This is a genomic window from Porphyromonas sp. oral taxon 278 str. W7784, assembly GCF_000467855.2.
GTDB lineage: Bacteria > Bacteroidota > Bacteroidia > Bacteroidales > Porphyromonadaceae > Porphyromonas.
This window is the reverse complement of sequence record NZ_KI259225.1, coordinates 50,526-64,667: the sequence shown is the minus strand read 5'-3', so window position 1 is coordinate 64,667 and position 14,142 is coordinate 50,526. Positions and strand designations below refer to the sequence as shown.

General features: G+C 56.2%; 11 protein-coding genes. 1 reads left to right on the top strand and 10 read right to left on the bottom strand.

From position 1 onward, the window contains the following. Positions 1–166: 166 nt before the first annotated feature. The 8 genes from HMPREF1556_RS02135 to HMPREF1556_RS02100 form a co-directional block, all read right to left on the bottom strand. Entirely contained in the window at positions 167–910 is a 744-nt protein-coding gene (locus HMPREF1556_RS02135; protein WP_021666558.1) for a DNA alkylation repair protein, read from the bottom strand. Positions 911–987: 77 nt separating this feature from the next. Further along, positions 988–1,461, bottom strand: coding sequence for a MoaF N-terminal domain-containing protein (locus HMPREF1556_RS02130; RefSeq protein WP_021666557.1), 474 nt, complete (start codon positions 1,459–1,461; stop codon positions 988–990). Positions 1,462–1,501: 40 nt separating this feature from the next. Beyond that, positions 1,502–1,930, bottom strand: coding sequence for a BT0820 family HAD-type phosphatase (locus HMPREF1556_RS02125; RefSeq protein WP_021666556.1), 429 nt, complete (start codon positions 1,928–1,930; stop codon positions 1,502–1,504). Between the two features lie 29 nt (positions 1,931–1,959). Then, entirely contained in the window at positions 1,960–3,456 is a 1,497-nt protein-coding gene (gene ftsZ, locus HMPREF1556_RS02120; RefSeq protein ID WP_232299026.1) for a cell division protein FtsZ, read from the bottom strand. Between the two features lie 22 nt (positions 3,457–3,478). Beyond that, positions 3,479–4,945, bottom strand: coding sequence for a cell division protein FtsA (locus tag HMPREF1556_RS02115; protein ID WP_021666554.1), 1,467 nt, complete (start codon positions 4,943–4,945; stop codon positions 3,479–3,481). Further along, positions 4,942–6,063, bottom strand: coding sequence for a cell division protein FtsQ/DivIB (locus HMPREF1556_RS02110; protein ID WP_021666553.1), 1,122 nt, complete (start codon positions 6,061–6,063; stop codon positions 4,942–4,944). Before HMPREF1556_RS02110 ends, HMPREF1556_RS02115 begins: the two co-directional genes overlap by 4 nt. Beyond that, the gene (murC, locus tag HMPREF1556_RS02105; protein WP_021666552.1) at positions 6,060–7,442 is read right to left on the bottom strand and encodes a UDP-N-acetylmuramate--L-alanine ligase; all 1,383 of its coding nucleotides are present in this window, start codon (positions 7,440–7,442) and stop codon (positions 6,060–6,062) included. The genes HMPREF1556_RS02110 and murC overlap by 4 nt, the downstream gene beginning before the upstream one ends. Before the next feature lie 204 nt (positions 7,443–7,646). Next, positions 7,647–8,366: a hypothetical protein gene (locus tag HMPREF1556_RS02100; RefSeq protein ID WP_044125104.1), complete on the bottom strand. Its 720-nt coding sequence runs from the start codon at positions 8,364–8,366 to the stop codon at positions 7,647–7,649. An 817-nt stretch (positions 8,367–9,183) separates the two neighbouring features. On the opposite strand from HMPREF1556_RS02100, the gene glgP reads away from it, so the two are divergent. Beyond that, positions 9,184–11,757, top strand: a complete 2,574-nt coding sequence (glgP, locus tag HMPREF1556_RS02095) for an alpha-glucan family phosphorylase (protein ID WP_021666549.1) — start codon at positions 9,184–9,186, stop codon at positions 11,755–11,757. A 193-nt stretch (positions 11,758–11,950) separates the two neighbouring features. Here glgP and HMPREF1556_RS02090 read toward each other — a convergent pair whose 3' ends face one another. Together HMPREF1556_RS02090 and HMPREF1556_RS02085 are read right to left on the bottom strand one after the other, a co-directional pair. Next, the gene (locus HMPREF1556_RS02090) at positions 11,951–13,417 is read right to left on the bottom strand and encodes a CCA tRNA nucleotidyltransferase (protein WP_021666548.1); all 1,467 of its coding nucleotides are present in this window, start codon (positions 13,415–13,417) and stop codon (positions 11,951–11,953) included. Positions 13,418–13,518: 101 nt separating this feature from the next. Then, positions 13,519–14,106, bottom strand: coding sequence for a sugar O-acetyltransferase (locus HMPREF1556_RS02085; protein WP_021666547.1), 588 nt, complete (start codon positions 14,104–14,106; stop codon positions 13,519–13,521). Positions 14,107–14,142: the final 36 nt, after the last annotated feature.

Here is a 14,142-nt window from a genome sequence, read left to right as displayed (position 1 = left end):
AGGGGAGAAGGAATAGGCGTGAGAAGGAGGGCTAAGCACTTCGCCGAGGTGCTTCTATATTTGCCTCCATTTCAGTTGCCTTGGAGCAGGAGAAAGGGCAAGGGGGATGCCTCGTACAGCTGTCGAAGCATCCCCCTTAGTAGGAAGTGAGTAGGAGGCGATGAACTTACCCCGCCTTCGCCCGAAGGGTCTTGAGTAGGGCCTTGGTATCGGGGTTGATACGGCGGGACTCGCAGATCTTCTGGATGGCCTTGTTGTGCACCCAGGGAGCGAAGCGCCGATCATCGAGGTAGGGGTGAGTCTCTTCGGGGTAGAAGGTGTAGCACTCCGCTAGTGCCCACGCTAGCGCCATCTGCACGTAGTAGCCTTCGTGCTTGACTGCTAAATAGAGGGGAAGGAGCTGGTCTATGTGCTCGGCATCTATGAAGTACTGCATGAGAGCTACCACGCCAAAGCGTACCCGATACTCCTCGCTGTGCTGGAGGTAGGGGACGAAGAAGTCCCAGAGCTCCCCTCCGTGCTCCCTGAGGAGCTTCTTCGATTGCGGTAGGGAGAAGGAATCACAGACCGACCAGGAGTGGATGACCTCGACCCAGCGCCGGAGATGCTCTAGGTAGGCGGGGAAGTCATCCACGGGGAGCATCCCGAGGACGAAGCCGTGCAGGGTACGAGCTTCCATGAAGTCCTCTTCGGGGGAGCGCTCTGTCCGCTCTGCTTCCTCTAGGTACGTCGGAGCGGTACCGCTTCGCACGATGTGCTTGGCCAGCGCTCGGAGATCGGGGAGCCTTACCCCTAGCACCCCAGGGATACCAGGATGGAGGCGCTCGGTGAAGGGCTTATTGCCCCACTGAGCGAGCTCAAGGAGATGCTCCGTGATACTTCGCTCGTCGATGCGGTAGCTGCTAGACATGGGATAGGAGGGAGGAGACGTAGAGAGAAAAAGAAAAGCCCACCTTCGGCTTCATAAGGAGCGAAGGTGGGCGAGGCTTAGTTGAGCAGGAGGTGATTGGAGTCCTCGATCCGTGTGATCTTGCCCGAGAGGGTGACGGTGCCTCGGTTGACGTCCTGTCCTGAGTAGATGTGCGAAGTGAGGAAGGCCTGACAGGTGCGCTCCTTGAGATCCAGCACCTGACTCACGGTCGTGCCGTCGGATTCGACCCAGTTGACGAAGAAGACATGCAGGCCTATACGCACGGCGTGATAGTTGTCCTCACCCTCCTTGTAGCCGTGTACCGAGTCCCGACTGCTCCAGAAGAGGTGATGGGAGGAGAGGTACTCGACGACCGAACTATTCGAGTCAAACTCCAGATACAGACGCTTGCCCACGAGGGTGGTATCTGTCGTCTGGATGCTCTCGTAGTGCGCCTGTTGTGTCTGATGTTGCTTCGAGCCTGAGCCCGAGGAGCAGGCACTGATGAGCCCGAGGAGGCTCAGCAGGCAGAGTAAATAGCGAGTACGCATAGTAGGGGGATAGGGGTATGGTGTAGTCTGTAGCACGTGGCTAGCGCCTGGAGAAGAGGCGGGCGAAGAAGCCTGGTCGCTCTTCTTCCTCTTCGAGGGCTAGGAGATGCCAAGCGCCCTCCAGCGCTTTCCCAGCGCGGATGCGGTGATAGATCGTGCCCCAGTCGGGTAGACCACCGAAGCTACGGTCATCGATGAAGAGGTCGGCCTTGAGCTTACGAGAGAAGCCACTTCCCGTGGCATCTTCCTCGGGGAAATCACGGTTGATGGCGTAGAACTCCACTCCCCGATCCCGGCACCACTCGATGGCTTCATCGAGGAGCTTACCCTCACGGACCGTCCAGAGAATGAGTCGATGCCCCTCGCGTATGAGCATCCTAAGAGTCTCGGTAGCGAAGGGGAGTTCTTCACCTATCTTGGGGTATCGATGGCGTACGATCGTGCCATCGAAGTCTACAGCTATGATCATAGATGGGTACTGAAGTGATGGGGTAGGGATCAGAAGCCAGAGAAGCGGATCACGTTGTCTGCTGGCTCATCCTCTTCCTCGGTTTTGGTAGTAGGGGAGGCCTCTACGGTGGGGGTAGGCTTCACTTCTTCTCTCGTGGAAAAGGTCGTAGGGGTGGCATAGCGCTGCGAGTCCTCAGGCTGAGGTGTACGTAGCTCAAAGGCCGAGCGGAGACCACGCTCCTGACGCTCCCTGAGGCTACTTCCCGTCCCCTGATGAGCGATGCGGATAGCTCGGTCGGAGCTCTTCTCCATGCGCTTACTTTCGAAGACTCGATGATCACGGCGATAGGAGGGAGTCTCCTCGATGATGATGAGTAATTCCTCATCGTCAAGCTCGTCGATCATGAGGGCTACAGGCTCGGCCTTGCTTCGCTTCGTCGCTGCATGTCCGTAGACACGCTCGATGAGTCTCTGCTGCTCGTCCCGCTCCTTCTCCTCGGAGATCTTCGTCAGCGGGTCCTTGGGCTTAGCACTGGTGGGGATGAAGATGTCCTCGTCGAACCCGAAGCCCGAGGCAAGTATCGTCACGGCGATCTTCTTACCCAGATCCTGTCGGGGAGCAGTACCGTAGATGGTCTTGACTTTGTCGGAGAAGTCCTCGGTGAAGGTCTGTAGCTCCGTGAGCTCGGAGACAGTCATCGGAGCTTCGCTGCTCTCGTAGACGTTGATCAGGAGCTGGCGTGCCTTGCTGATATTGTTGTTATTGAGAAGGGGCGAATTCAGCGCCTCTTGGATGGCTAGCGTCATACGCTCTGGCCCTTCGGCATAACCCGTGTTGATGACGGCCACGCCCCCGTTGCGCAGGGTGGTATCGACATCGGCAAAGTCGAGGTTGATGGTACCGGTGATATTCACCAGGTCCGATATGCCCCGGGCAGCATTACTCAGGGTATCGTCGGCCTTGGAGAAAGCTTCGCTGACGGTGAAGTTCTTATAGACCTCGATAAGACGCTGGTTGTTGATCACCAGGAGGGCATCGACGCTCTCACGCATCTGTTTCACCCCCTCGAGGGCTTGGAGGATCTTCGCTGTCCCTTCGAAGAGGAAAGGGATGGTGACGATCCCGATAGTCAGGAGACCCGCCTCCATCGCTATCTTACCGATCACGGGAGCAGCCCCCGTACCTGTACCCCCACCCATACCAGCGGTGATGAAGACCATACGAGTCTCCCCCGAAGTAAGCGCCTCGCGTATGGCTTCCTTACTCTCGAGGGCAGCCTCTCGGGCACGCTCGGGCTTAGCCCCTGCGCCTAGCCCTTTGGTGACGGTCGGGCCGATGGTGATCTTGTCCTCTACGGGGCTGTGGTGAAGCGCCTGGGCATCCGTGTTGCACAGGAGGAAGGATACCCCAGGGACGGAGCCGCTGGTGCACATCTTGCTGACGGCGTTACCACCGCCGCCACCTACGCCCACGACCTTGATGAGCTGCTTGATCTCACTCTCGCTATACTGGAAGGCTAAACTTCCTCTTTCGATTGTATCCATTGTCGTCTGTAGAGTATAGGCACTAATAGTCATCACCTGATTCTGCTCCGAAGAAGTCGCTGAAGCCCTTGGTCAGGCGATCTAGGAGCGAAGGCCCCTTGCTCTTAGGTTCCTTTGCCTTGCGTGGCTGGGGCTCATCGTCTTCGTCGAAGTCATCCTCGTAGTCTTCGTCAAGACCATGCGGTTGGCTGATGGTCGTGTAGGTATAGGTCTCTTCCTTGGGGCTCTGCTGGGTAGGCTCTGGTTCGGCTACCTTGGCGGGCTCGGCGAAGGGCTTGCTCGGCTCTTCGTCCATCAGTGAGGAGAGGGAGCGGAGCTCGAAGGTGACGCCTGGCTCCTTGGCCTGGTAGGCTAGGGCAATCTCCGTCATGAACGCCTCGATGAGACCACTGTCACAGCCATCCTCGTAGATATCTCTCCTCAGGGAGGCTGGGCGGTACTCAGGGGAGAGACGACGCAGGGTCTCGTAGAAGTGATCGGTACGGGTCACGCCACCGGCGAAGACAAAGCCCTTGGAGATACTCTCTGCGCAACCTGCCTCTCGGATGATACTGACCACGTTGCTCAGGATCTCCAGTACTCGGGCGCTGACATACCTATTGACTTCGAGCTGGGAGAAGCGCTTGGTCGATCCTCCATCCACAGAGGTGGCTTCGATCTCCTGATTGCGGGGAATGGAGAGATTCATCGATCCTCGCTCTACCTTGAGACGCTCGGCGTCGGACTCGAGCAAGGGGATGGAGAGCTGGGTGAGGTCGCGTGTCACATTGTTTCCACCCAGGGGGAGGACAAAGAGGGCCACAGGGAAGCGCTCCTGATAGATCGCTACCGAGGTCGTCCCACCACCGATATTGACGTAGGCACAGCCCAGAGCCATCTCCTCCATCGTCAGCGTAGCCGAGGCTTCAGCAATAGGCGTGGGGAGGATACCCAGGAGACGTAGCTGGAGGCGATCCTCGATCGTCTCACGTACGTTGACGATGATATTCTGTCGGGCTACGATGAGCAGGTACTGCGCCTCCAGACGACTACAGCGTACGCCACGGGGGTTAGGCTCACGCTTGCCATCACAGCGGTAGCGGGGATCGGTCACCGAGAGGATCGTCATGCCTGGATAGCTGGCATCGTTGACTTGGTCCTTGAGCGTCTCTAGATGGTCAGGCGTCACTACGCAACCTTCGGGTCCTAGATCGATGAAGGCATCATAGCGCTCCGAGCGCATCGACCGGCACTCTAGCCCTACATAGACGCCTTTGATCTTAGCCTCCTCCGGGAGCGAGACACTCAGGGAGTCGAGGAGCGAACCGATACGCTGGGCAGCCTCTTCGATGTTGTGAATCGAGCCCTGACGTACGCATCCGTTGGTGGGAATACGATGTGCCACGAGCGGGAGCACACGGCCCTGCTGTGACTTGGTAGCGAGCATCCCGGAGAGGTAGGAGCTCCCTATGTTGATGACGGCATATATGCTATCCCTATGTTCGCTCATTTCTTTTGTGGATGGTTAGGTTTGCTCTTGGTTGGCTCGGGTTTATTGGGCTTCTTGGTGGGGGAGGGCTTAGGTGCTTGGGACTTCTTTGCCTCTTTCTTGACGTCCTTCTTAGAGTCTTTCTTTGGCTCTACGACCTTCGCTTTGTTTTTGTCCTTAGCCTTGTCTCTTGTCTGCTCTTTAGGCTTGTCCTTGCTGGGGGCTTTTTCCTTAGCTGGAGAAGAAGTTTTATCCTTCGCTTGGGGGGCTGGGGCTGGGGTCTTCTTCGCTTCGGTGCTTACTGCTGGCGAAGGGCTAGGCATAGGAAGGGGCTGGCGGATAGCTTCGCCCTCGTCATCGAGGAGCTCTCCTACGGGAGCGTAGCGATCACGGGCGATGACTTGGTTGCTATAGTCAAGGTTGACATAGGAGAAGGCGTTCATCCCCCGCTTAGGGAGTACGCTCTCGGCGAAGATACGCCACTTACGGAGTTTCTCCGCCCAGTTAGGGCTACGGCCGATGATGACCCGTGTCGTGCCTATGCGTGGTATGAGTACGATCCCGTCGGTACGATCCACGTAGACCTGCCCGAAGTAGTTAGCGAAGTAGGGATCTTCACGCAGTACCTGCATCAGGTCATATACGGAGCTGGTAGCCTGCTGGAGGTCTACATCCCCTGAGACGATGGGTAGGTAGGCTGCGAAGGAAGGCTTGACGCTGATGGTGCCCTTGCCCTGAGTGACGTAGTAGCTCTTACCCGAAGGTTCCTGCACGATATACAGGGGGCACTTCTCGGTAAGGCGTATCTGTACCGAGGAGGAAGAAGGGGCGACGAAGGCTTCGGCCGTCTTGTAGATGGGGATGCTCAGCAGTGTGCGCTCGATGTGGCGAAGGTCAATGGAGTCCAGGCGCTTGCCTTGGAGCTGAATGCCCCGACGTGCTAGTTCGTCTGCGATACGATCAGGCGTGAGGAAGAGGGGATCGCCCCCGGTCTCACTCTTCACCTCGATAGCTACACGACGACACCGATCACCAGCCTTGACCTTCGGAGTGCTCAGTGCCAGATATACCAAAGCTCCAAGCATCACGAGAGCTAGGAGCGAGAGGAGGATATTGCGTACGACTATCTTTCTGTTCATAGGCGCTGGCGGATCTCTTCGGCGACTTGAGGCACGAGACGATCGATGTCTCCTGCGCCTACCATCAGGATGACTTCAGGGAGCGAAGCGAGGGAGCGTAGGTGGGGTAGGAGTCCTTCCTTGGGGAGGACGACGACATCCTTATGCTCCATAGCTTCGGCGATCAGATGGGAGGTGACCCCAGGGATCGGCAGTTCACGTGCTGGATAGATATCGAGCAGGATCACTTCGTCGAGCTGGTCTAGGCTGTGGGCGAACTCCCTGTAGAAGTCCTGCGTACGGCTATAGAGATGGGGCTGGAAGATCCCGAGGATCTTGCGGTCAGGATAGAGCTGACGCACGGAGCGGATGCTGGGGTCAAGCTCATTGGGGTGATGCGCATAGTCATCGATGAGCACACATCTAGGGTCATCAATGATACGGTCGAAGCGTCGGTAGACTCCACGGAAGGAAGCCACGCCTTGACTCAGTTCGTCGAGACGGGCTCCACAGAGGTAAGCCACGGCCATCGCTGCTACAGCGTTCTCCACATTGATGAGTAGGGGTACACCGAGCTCTACGTGGAGCGAGCCTGCAGGCTGCCCGTCTAGAGCGGGGTAGTGCCAGTCGAAGAAGAGGTGCCCCTCACGTATCTCTATATGATCACCCCAGAAGTCCGCTTCTTCGTCACCCGTAGTATAGGTGAAGAGGCGGGTACCCTCCTTCAGCCTTGGAGTCACGGGTATACCCTTCTTCATCACCAGCGCACCCTCGGAGGAGATGAGCGAGGTGAAGTGCTCGAAGCTCTCACGGTAGGCTTCGGCCGTGTGGTATATGTCGAGGTGATCGGGATCTGCCGAGGTGATGACAGCTATATATGGGGAGAGGTGATGGAAGGAGCGATCGAACTCATCCGCTTCGATCACCGCATAGTCGCTCTTCTCAGAGATGAGGCAGTTGGTCTGGTAGTTATTGGAGATCCCCCCGAGGAAGGCGTGACAGTCTACGTGGCTCGAGCGCAGAAGGTGAGCCAGCAGGGTAGAGGTCGTGGTCTTGCCATGGGTACCAGCGACACAGAGCCCACGCTCTCGGCGGGTCAAGTCGCCCAGGAGCTCTGCTCGCTTGATCACCCTATTACCCTGATGGATGAAGAAGTTCAGCTCCCGATGATCTCGAGGTACAGCAGGGGTGAAGACGACCAAGGTATCTGGACTGCGGAAGGGCTCAGGGATGAGCTCGGGATCATCTTCGTAGTGGATCAGTGCACCCTCTTCGGTGAGTGCTTTGGTCAGAGGCGAAGGTGTCAAGTCATAGCCCGCTACGTCGTCCCCTTTGCTGAGGAAGTAGCGTACCAGCGCACTCATGCCTATGCCACCGATACCGACAAAGTATAGCTTCATGCTGTATCTCTATTTTACCATTTTACGCAAAGGTACAAAGAAAGTAACACTACGCCTCCAGACTCTTATATCGAGCGTATAAGTCCTTCCCATCCCTTAGGGAAGGCGGGACAAATGGGTAAGGGAAGAAGAAAGCAGAGGCCTCAGCACGCAGCGTGTGCTGAGGCCTCTGCCTTTCTATATGTACTAGGGAAGGGTGGACGATCACTCTGCCTTACCTGAGCCCAAGTGGTAGTAGGCGCAGTGCGGATATTCGTAGAGGTCGAGCCCGAGGTAGTTGATATTCGTTCGGTAGACACGGCTACCGTCTTCTGTATAGCTCTCGGCAGGGAGCAGTCGGAAGTAAACCCGTGCATAGAGTGTATGGGCATTATGCCCCAGAGTACCAGAGCGCTTCTCATAGCTTTCGGCTCGCTCAGCAGGTACGCTGATGAAGGGTACTCTCTGCTGTGTGGCGAGGTAGAGCGATACCCTATCGTCACCTGAAGTAGAAAGGAAGGGGACGGCAGGCCCGTATAACTCTGCCCAAGGGTAGCCAGAGCGTGTGAAATCATACCCATCAGTGGTGAGCTGATGCCGTGCATAGTAGACTCGGTTTAGATCGAACTTCTCCACGGCTTCCTTTAGCTTTTCCAGAAGAATAGCCCGTTGTCGCTGATATTCAAAAGGGTTATTCACAGTGGTATGTGATGACCCACTATTCCCCAAGGATTGAGCATAGGCCTTGATCGCTACATCTGTGTACGTCGTGTAGCCCGCCTTGATGAGTGCGGGGACATAGTCCTCAGGGAGAAGCTCCACGGCCTCTGGGTAGAGAGGCGTGTGCTCTACTGGAGCAGTCACGATTTCCCCCTTCTGCACAGCCTCACCAAGGTAAACAATGAGGCTATCCTTGGGGAACTTTGGGTGATTGAGGAAGTACACAGTGTCTTGTGGTATGAGATTCCCAAAGATATTTCTCTTTGGGGAGGGGATATGCCATTTGAGTTTTCCTTTCGTGAAAGCTGGAATCTCCCGATATTCCCACGATGAAGGATGAATGGTTCGGTACCTTCCCCTCGGTATGTGAGGCAGGCCAATCGTGAGGCTATCCCCCAGGTGGAAGGTCTGTCCTGCGACGGTCGTGACGGCTGTCTGAGCGAAGCTACTTCCGCCCCCAAGCAGAAGCACCAAGAATAAATAGAGGTAATTGCGCATAGCTGTATTGAGGTAATTTGGTTGGCAGAGTCTCTGTCCAGTCGAAGGGCAAAGATACGATAAGCTACTTATCCGCCTAGTTTGGAGGCGTGGTGGCGAAGGGGAAAAATCGAGGCTCGGAGGAGGGGGAAGATGCCTTGGGAAACAGAGGGGGGTATCTATGTAGAGAAAGGGGAGCTGTAGGGTGTCTCGCTGGAGGGGGCTGTCGTGGGGTGTTTTGGAAACCTACTGTGGGTCGCCTTGCGACCCACGGTAGGTCGTCTCAGGCGACCTACAGTAGGTTTTTTGACGACCTACCGTAGGTCGGTTTTTGAGGGTGTCGGAAGGGGGGCGTCGAGAGGGTGAATGGAGGTGGATAGAAGGGGTGGGGAAAGACGCCTTGAGGGGGAGGAGGGAGGTGCCCTAAGGTATGGGGCGGGAGGCGTCGGGGAGTGGGGGAGAGAGGCTACTTAGCTAGTAGAGAGGTAGGTAATTAATTATCTGTACCTTTGCGCCCTAGAAATAGGTAATTAACATCACTTTTATTGCAAAGAAGCTTTAACTCATGATCGTAACCAAGCGTGCCAACGAGCCCGTATGGACTAACATCTATGCTTACGCACAGCTCCCCGAAGAGCTCCGTAGACTGGATGAACTGGCACACAACCTCTGGTGGGTATGGAACCCCAAGGCTCAAAACCTCTTCCGCCGTCTCTCCCCTGAGCTCTGGGAGGCAACAGAAGGCAACCCCGTGACACTCACACGCCAGCTCTCCTCCGAGGAGATCGCTGCGCTCATCGCAGACAAGAGCTTTACGGCCGAGCTCGACGATGTATATGCAGACTTCCGTGCCTACCTGGCTGAGCCCGCTGATACGAAGCGCCCTTCGGTAGCCTACTTCAGCATGGAGTACGGGCTGACGAACATCCTCAAGATCTATTCGGGTGGTCTGGGTGTCCTAGCAGGGGACTACCTCAAGGAGGCCAGCGACAGCAACGTCCGCCTGACAGCAGTGGGCTTCCTCTACCGCTATGGTTACTTCACGCAGACCCTTAGCCCTGAAGGTCAGCAGGAAGCTACCTACGAAGCTCAGGACTTCACGCAGCTCCCCATCGAACAGGTCTTCGAAGCTGACGGCAAGACGCCTATGGTCCTCGAAGTGCCTTACGCTACGCACGTCGTCGCCTGCCACGTGTGGAAGGTCAACGTCGGACGTATCAGCCTCTACCTCCTCGATACAGATATTGCTCAGAATAGCGAATGGGATCGCCCCATCACCCACAAGCTCTATGGAGGTGACTGGGAGAATCGTCTGAAGCAGGAATTCCTGCTCGGTATCGGCGGTGTCCTCCTGCTGAAGAAGCTCGGCATCTCGAAGGATGTCTACCACATGAACGAAGGGCACGCTGCCTTCATGAACGCTCAGCGTCTGGTCGACTACGTAGAGGGCGAAGGCCTTCCCTTCGACGAAGCTCTGGAGCTGGTACGTGCATCTTCGATCTACACGGTACATACGCCTGTCCCCGCTGGGCACGACTACTTCGCAGAGGATATCCTGGGTAAGTATCTCGGGCATCTACCCGACCGCCTCGGCATCTCGTGGCATGACTTCGTGAGCCTCGGCCGTGAGTGCCCCGATAGCAATGAGAAGTTCTCCATGAGCGTCTTCGCTCTGAACACCTGTCAGGAAGCCAATGGTGTGAGCCTCCTGCATGGCAAGGTGTCTCAGGAGATGTTCGCACCCGTGTGGAAGGGCTTCTTCCCCGAAGAGCTTCATGTGGGCTATGTCACTAATGGTGTGCACCTTCCTACATGGGCTTCGGCTGAATGGCAGGACTTCTATCGCAAGTACTTCGGCGAAGATTACCTCAAGCACCAGACGAGCGAAGATACTTGGGCTAAGGTGCAGCAGATCCCCAACGAAGTGCTCTGGGAGACGCATCAGAGTATCAAGCTTCGCCTCGTCGAGCATATCCGTTCCTTCTACGGCGAGAAGTGGATCCGCAATAGCGGTGACCCCGAGACGACGGTCTCCGTCCTCGAGGGAATCAACCCCAACGCTCTGCTCATCGGCTTCGGTCGTCGCTTCGCTACCTATAAGCGTGCACACCTGCTCTTCACCGACCTAGAGCGTCTGGAGCGCATCGTCAACAATCCTAAGTACCCGGTGCAGTTCCTCTTCACCGGTAAGGCACACCCTGCTGATGGTGGCGGTCAGGGACTCATCAAGTACATCCTAGAGATCAGCCGTCGTCCAGAGTTCCTAGGTAAGATCATCTTCCTCGAGAACTACGACATGCGTCTGGCGAGCAAGCTCATCGCTGGGGTCGATATCTGGATGAACACCCCTACACGACCTCTCGAAGCTTCGGGTACGTCGGGTGAGAAGGCAGAGATGAATGGTGTACTCAATCTCTCGGTCCTCGACGGGTGGTGGTACGAAGGCTACCGCAAGGGTGCCGGTTGGGCACTCACCGACAAGCGTACCTACAGCAATCAGACGCTGCAGGATAAGCTCGACGCTACGACGATCTACGACCTTCTGGAGAAGGAGATCGTACCTCTATACTTCAATCGTGAAGGGAAGCCCTATTCTGATGGGTGGGTACAGACGATGAAGAACTCGATGAACTTCATCGCACCTCACTACACGATGCGTCGTATGATGGACGATTACTTCGACCGCTTCTACACGGGGCTTGCTGCCCGCTCGGCGCATCTTCACGCCAATGGGAATAAGATCGCACGTGAGCTAGTCGATTGGAAGCGTGCCGTAGCGAGCGAATGGGATAGCCTTCGTATCGTCTCTGTCGAAGACTCAGGTAATTCGTCCAATGTATCCAACGAGCGCTATACGGGCACCCACGAGACCATTCGCCTGGTACTCGACAAGGCAAGCCTCTCTTGCGACCTCGAGGTAGAACTGGTAGACGCTCGTGAGGAAGCTGATGGCAAGCTCCGTCTGGTGGCTAAGACGCCTCTCCGCCTTGTAGAGAAGGAGGGCACGAAGGAGGTATACGAACTCGCCTTCACTCAGTCTCGCCCCGGACTCTACAAGCGTGCGATCCGTATCGTGCCTACGCACCCTGAGCTCCCACACCGCATGGACTTCGCTCTCGTACGTTGGGTAGCGCTTTAGTAAGCCTTCCCGACTAAGCACAGTCACCGAAAGTAAAGCCCCCACTTCATACCGCAGGGTATGGAGTGGGGGCTTGCTGTATCGGTAGGGTAGGGGAGTGCCCTGTGAAGTCTATAGAAGCGCTGTGAGCGCCTTCCTCTATGCTTGGGCGATCCTTCTCTATGTGAAGGGCTGTTCTTCCCTGTAGGGTGCTTTATTCAGCCTTGCCCGAGTTCTTGGGGTGCAGACCAAGCGCTTCTGCTTCTCGAAGCATGAAGGCGTAGGCTGGCTCATACTCGTTGGGGATGGTGCCGTCGAGGATGGCGTCCTTGATGGCATCCTTGATCAAGCCTACCTCACGGCAGGGAGTGAGTGCAAAGGTATCCATGATCATCTGCCCTGAGATCGGAGGCTGGAAGTTCCGTATTCGGTCCTTCTCTTCTATGTCGATGAGCTTCCTACGTACCAGTTTGTAGTTATCCAGGTACTTACGGACGCGCTGGGGATTCTTGCTGGTGATATCTGCTTCTACGAGGAGCATCAGGTCATCTATGTCATCACCTGCCTCGAAGAGTAGACGGCGCACCGCCGAATCAGTGACACCTTCGTCGACGAGTGTAGCAGGTCGCATGTGAAGATCAATAAGCTTCTCCACGTAGTGCATCTTATGATCCAGCGGAAGGCGTAGACGGCGGAAGATCTTTGCCACCATCTTCATCCCGATGAAATTATGATTGTGGAAGGTCCAGCCGAGGCGCTTGTCGAAGCGCTTCGTACGTGGCTTGCCGATGTCATGCAGGAGAGCAGCCCACAGTAGCCAGAGGTTCATCTCTTCTCCAGGGCGAGAGGCGGAGAGCGCCTTAGCCATGTTGTCGACTACCTTATAAGTATGGGTAAGGTTGTCCTTATGACCGATGCCATCACGGGTCTCGGCGCCCTTGAGTTCAAGAAGTTCGGGGAATACTTCGGCCATTAGCCCCGTCTGCTCAAAGAGCTCCAGCCCTATTGATGGGCGAGGGGAGAGGAGGATCTTATTGAACTCGGTGGATATTCGTTCGGCAGAGACGATCTCGATACGCTTAGCATTGCGCCCGATAGCGGCGAAGGTGTCGGGATCGATAAAGAAGCCCAGCTGCGAAGCAAAGCGTATCGCCCGCATCATACGTAGCGGGTCATCGCTGAATGTGATGTCGGGATCTAGTGGAGTACGAAGCGTCAGTTCCTCGAGATCGGTAAGTCCGTCGAAGGGATCAATGAGCGTGCCGAAGGAGTCTGCGTTGAGTGAGATCGCAAGAGCATTGATCGTGAAGTCTCGGCGCTCTTGATCCTCCTGGAGTGTGCCGTCCTCGACGAAGGGCTTACGGCTATCGGGGCTGTAGCTCTCCCGTCGGGCACCGACGAATTCTAGTTCAAGGTCGCCTTGTTTTACTTGAGCGGTGCCAAAGCGTGCGAAGGTCGTGATGTGTGCTCCCCGTCCAAGTCGCCGTGCTACCGCTTGAGCCAGGTCGATCCCTCGGCCGATGGAGACGATGTCTATATCCTTCGAGGGGCGGTAGAGTAGGAGATCGCGCACATAGCCTCCTACGATGTAGGCGTCGACTCCTAGTTCATCCGCCGCTTCTCCTATGAGATGGAAGAGGGGAGTATCGACCTTGTCGTAAATCAAATCTTCGCTAAGCATCCGTGGTCTTATTCTAATTCTTTTTCGCCTGCAAAGATAGGCATTCTATTACGTCGGTCACTTGGCCCGTGCTCCACGTGGAACGTCGGAGCGTTTCTCCGCTAATCTCCGAGCTCACTAAGCACACGATCGTCCTCCGTGATGGGGCGAAGCGGACGGCAGGGATTGCCGATGGCGATGTTATTAGCCTGTATGTCACGCGTCACTACGCTACCTGCGCCGATGACTGCACCGTCACCGATCGTCACGCCTCCTAGGATGGTGACCGAACCACCGATCCAAACGTTGTCGCCGATCGTGACAGGCTTGCCTTGCTCATAGCCTGTGTTGCGCTCCTCTGCTAGTAATGGGTGGGTTGGAGTATAGATACTGACGTTGGGCCCGATGAAGACACGCCTACCGATCTCAATGCGTCCGGCATCCAGAGCGGTGAAGTTGCTATTGACGAAGCTGTAGTCGCCGATGTGGACATTCGATCCGTAGTCGAAAAAGACGGGTGGGACGAAGTGGCATCGCTTACCCATACTCCCCAGAAGACTACGGATGATCTCTTCGGCTTCCTGATGTTCGGCTGGGGTTAAGCTGTTGTAGCGCTGGATGAGTGTCTGTGCTCTGAGGCGCTCTTCGTGAATCTCGGGGTCGAGGGCGCAGAAGTAGAGTCCTGCTTGACGGCGTTCTTTTTGGGTCATTGCTTGAGGGGAAGGGTGGGGGGGGGAAGTACGCTT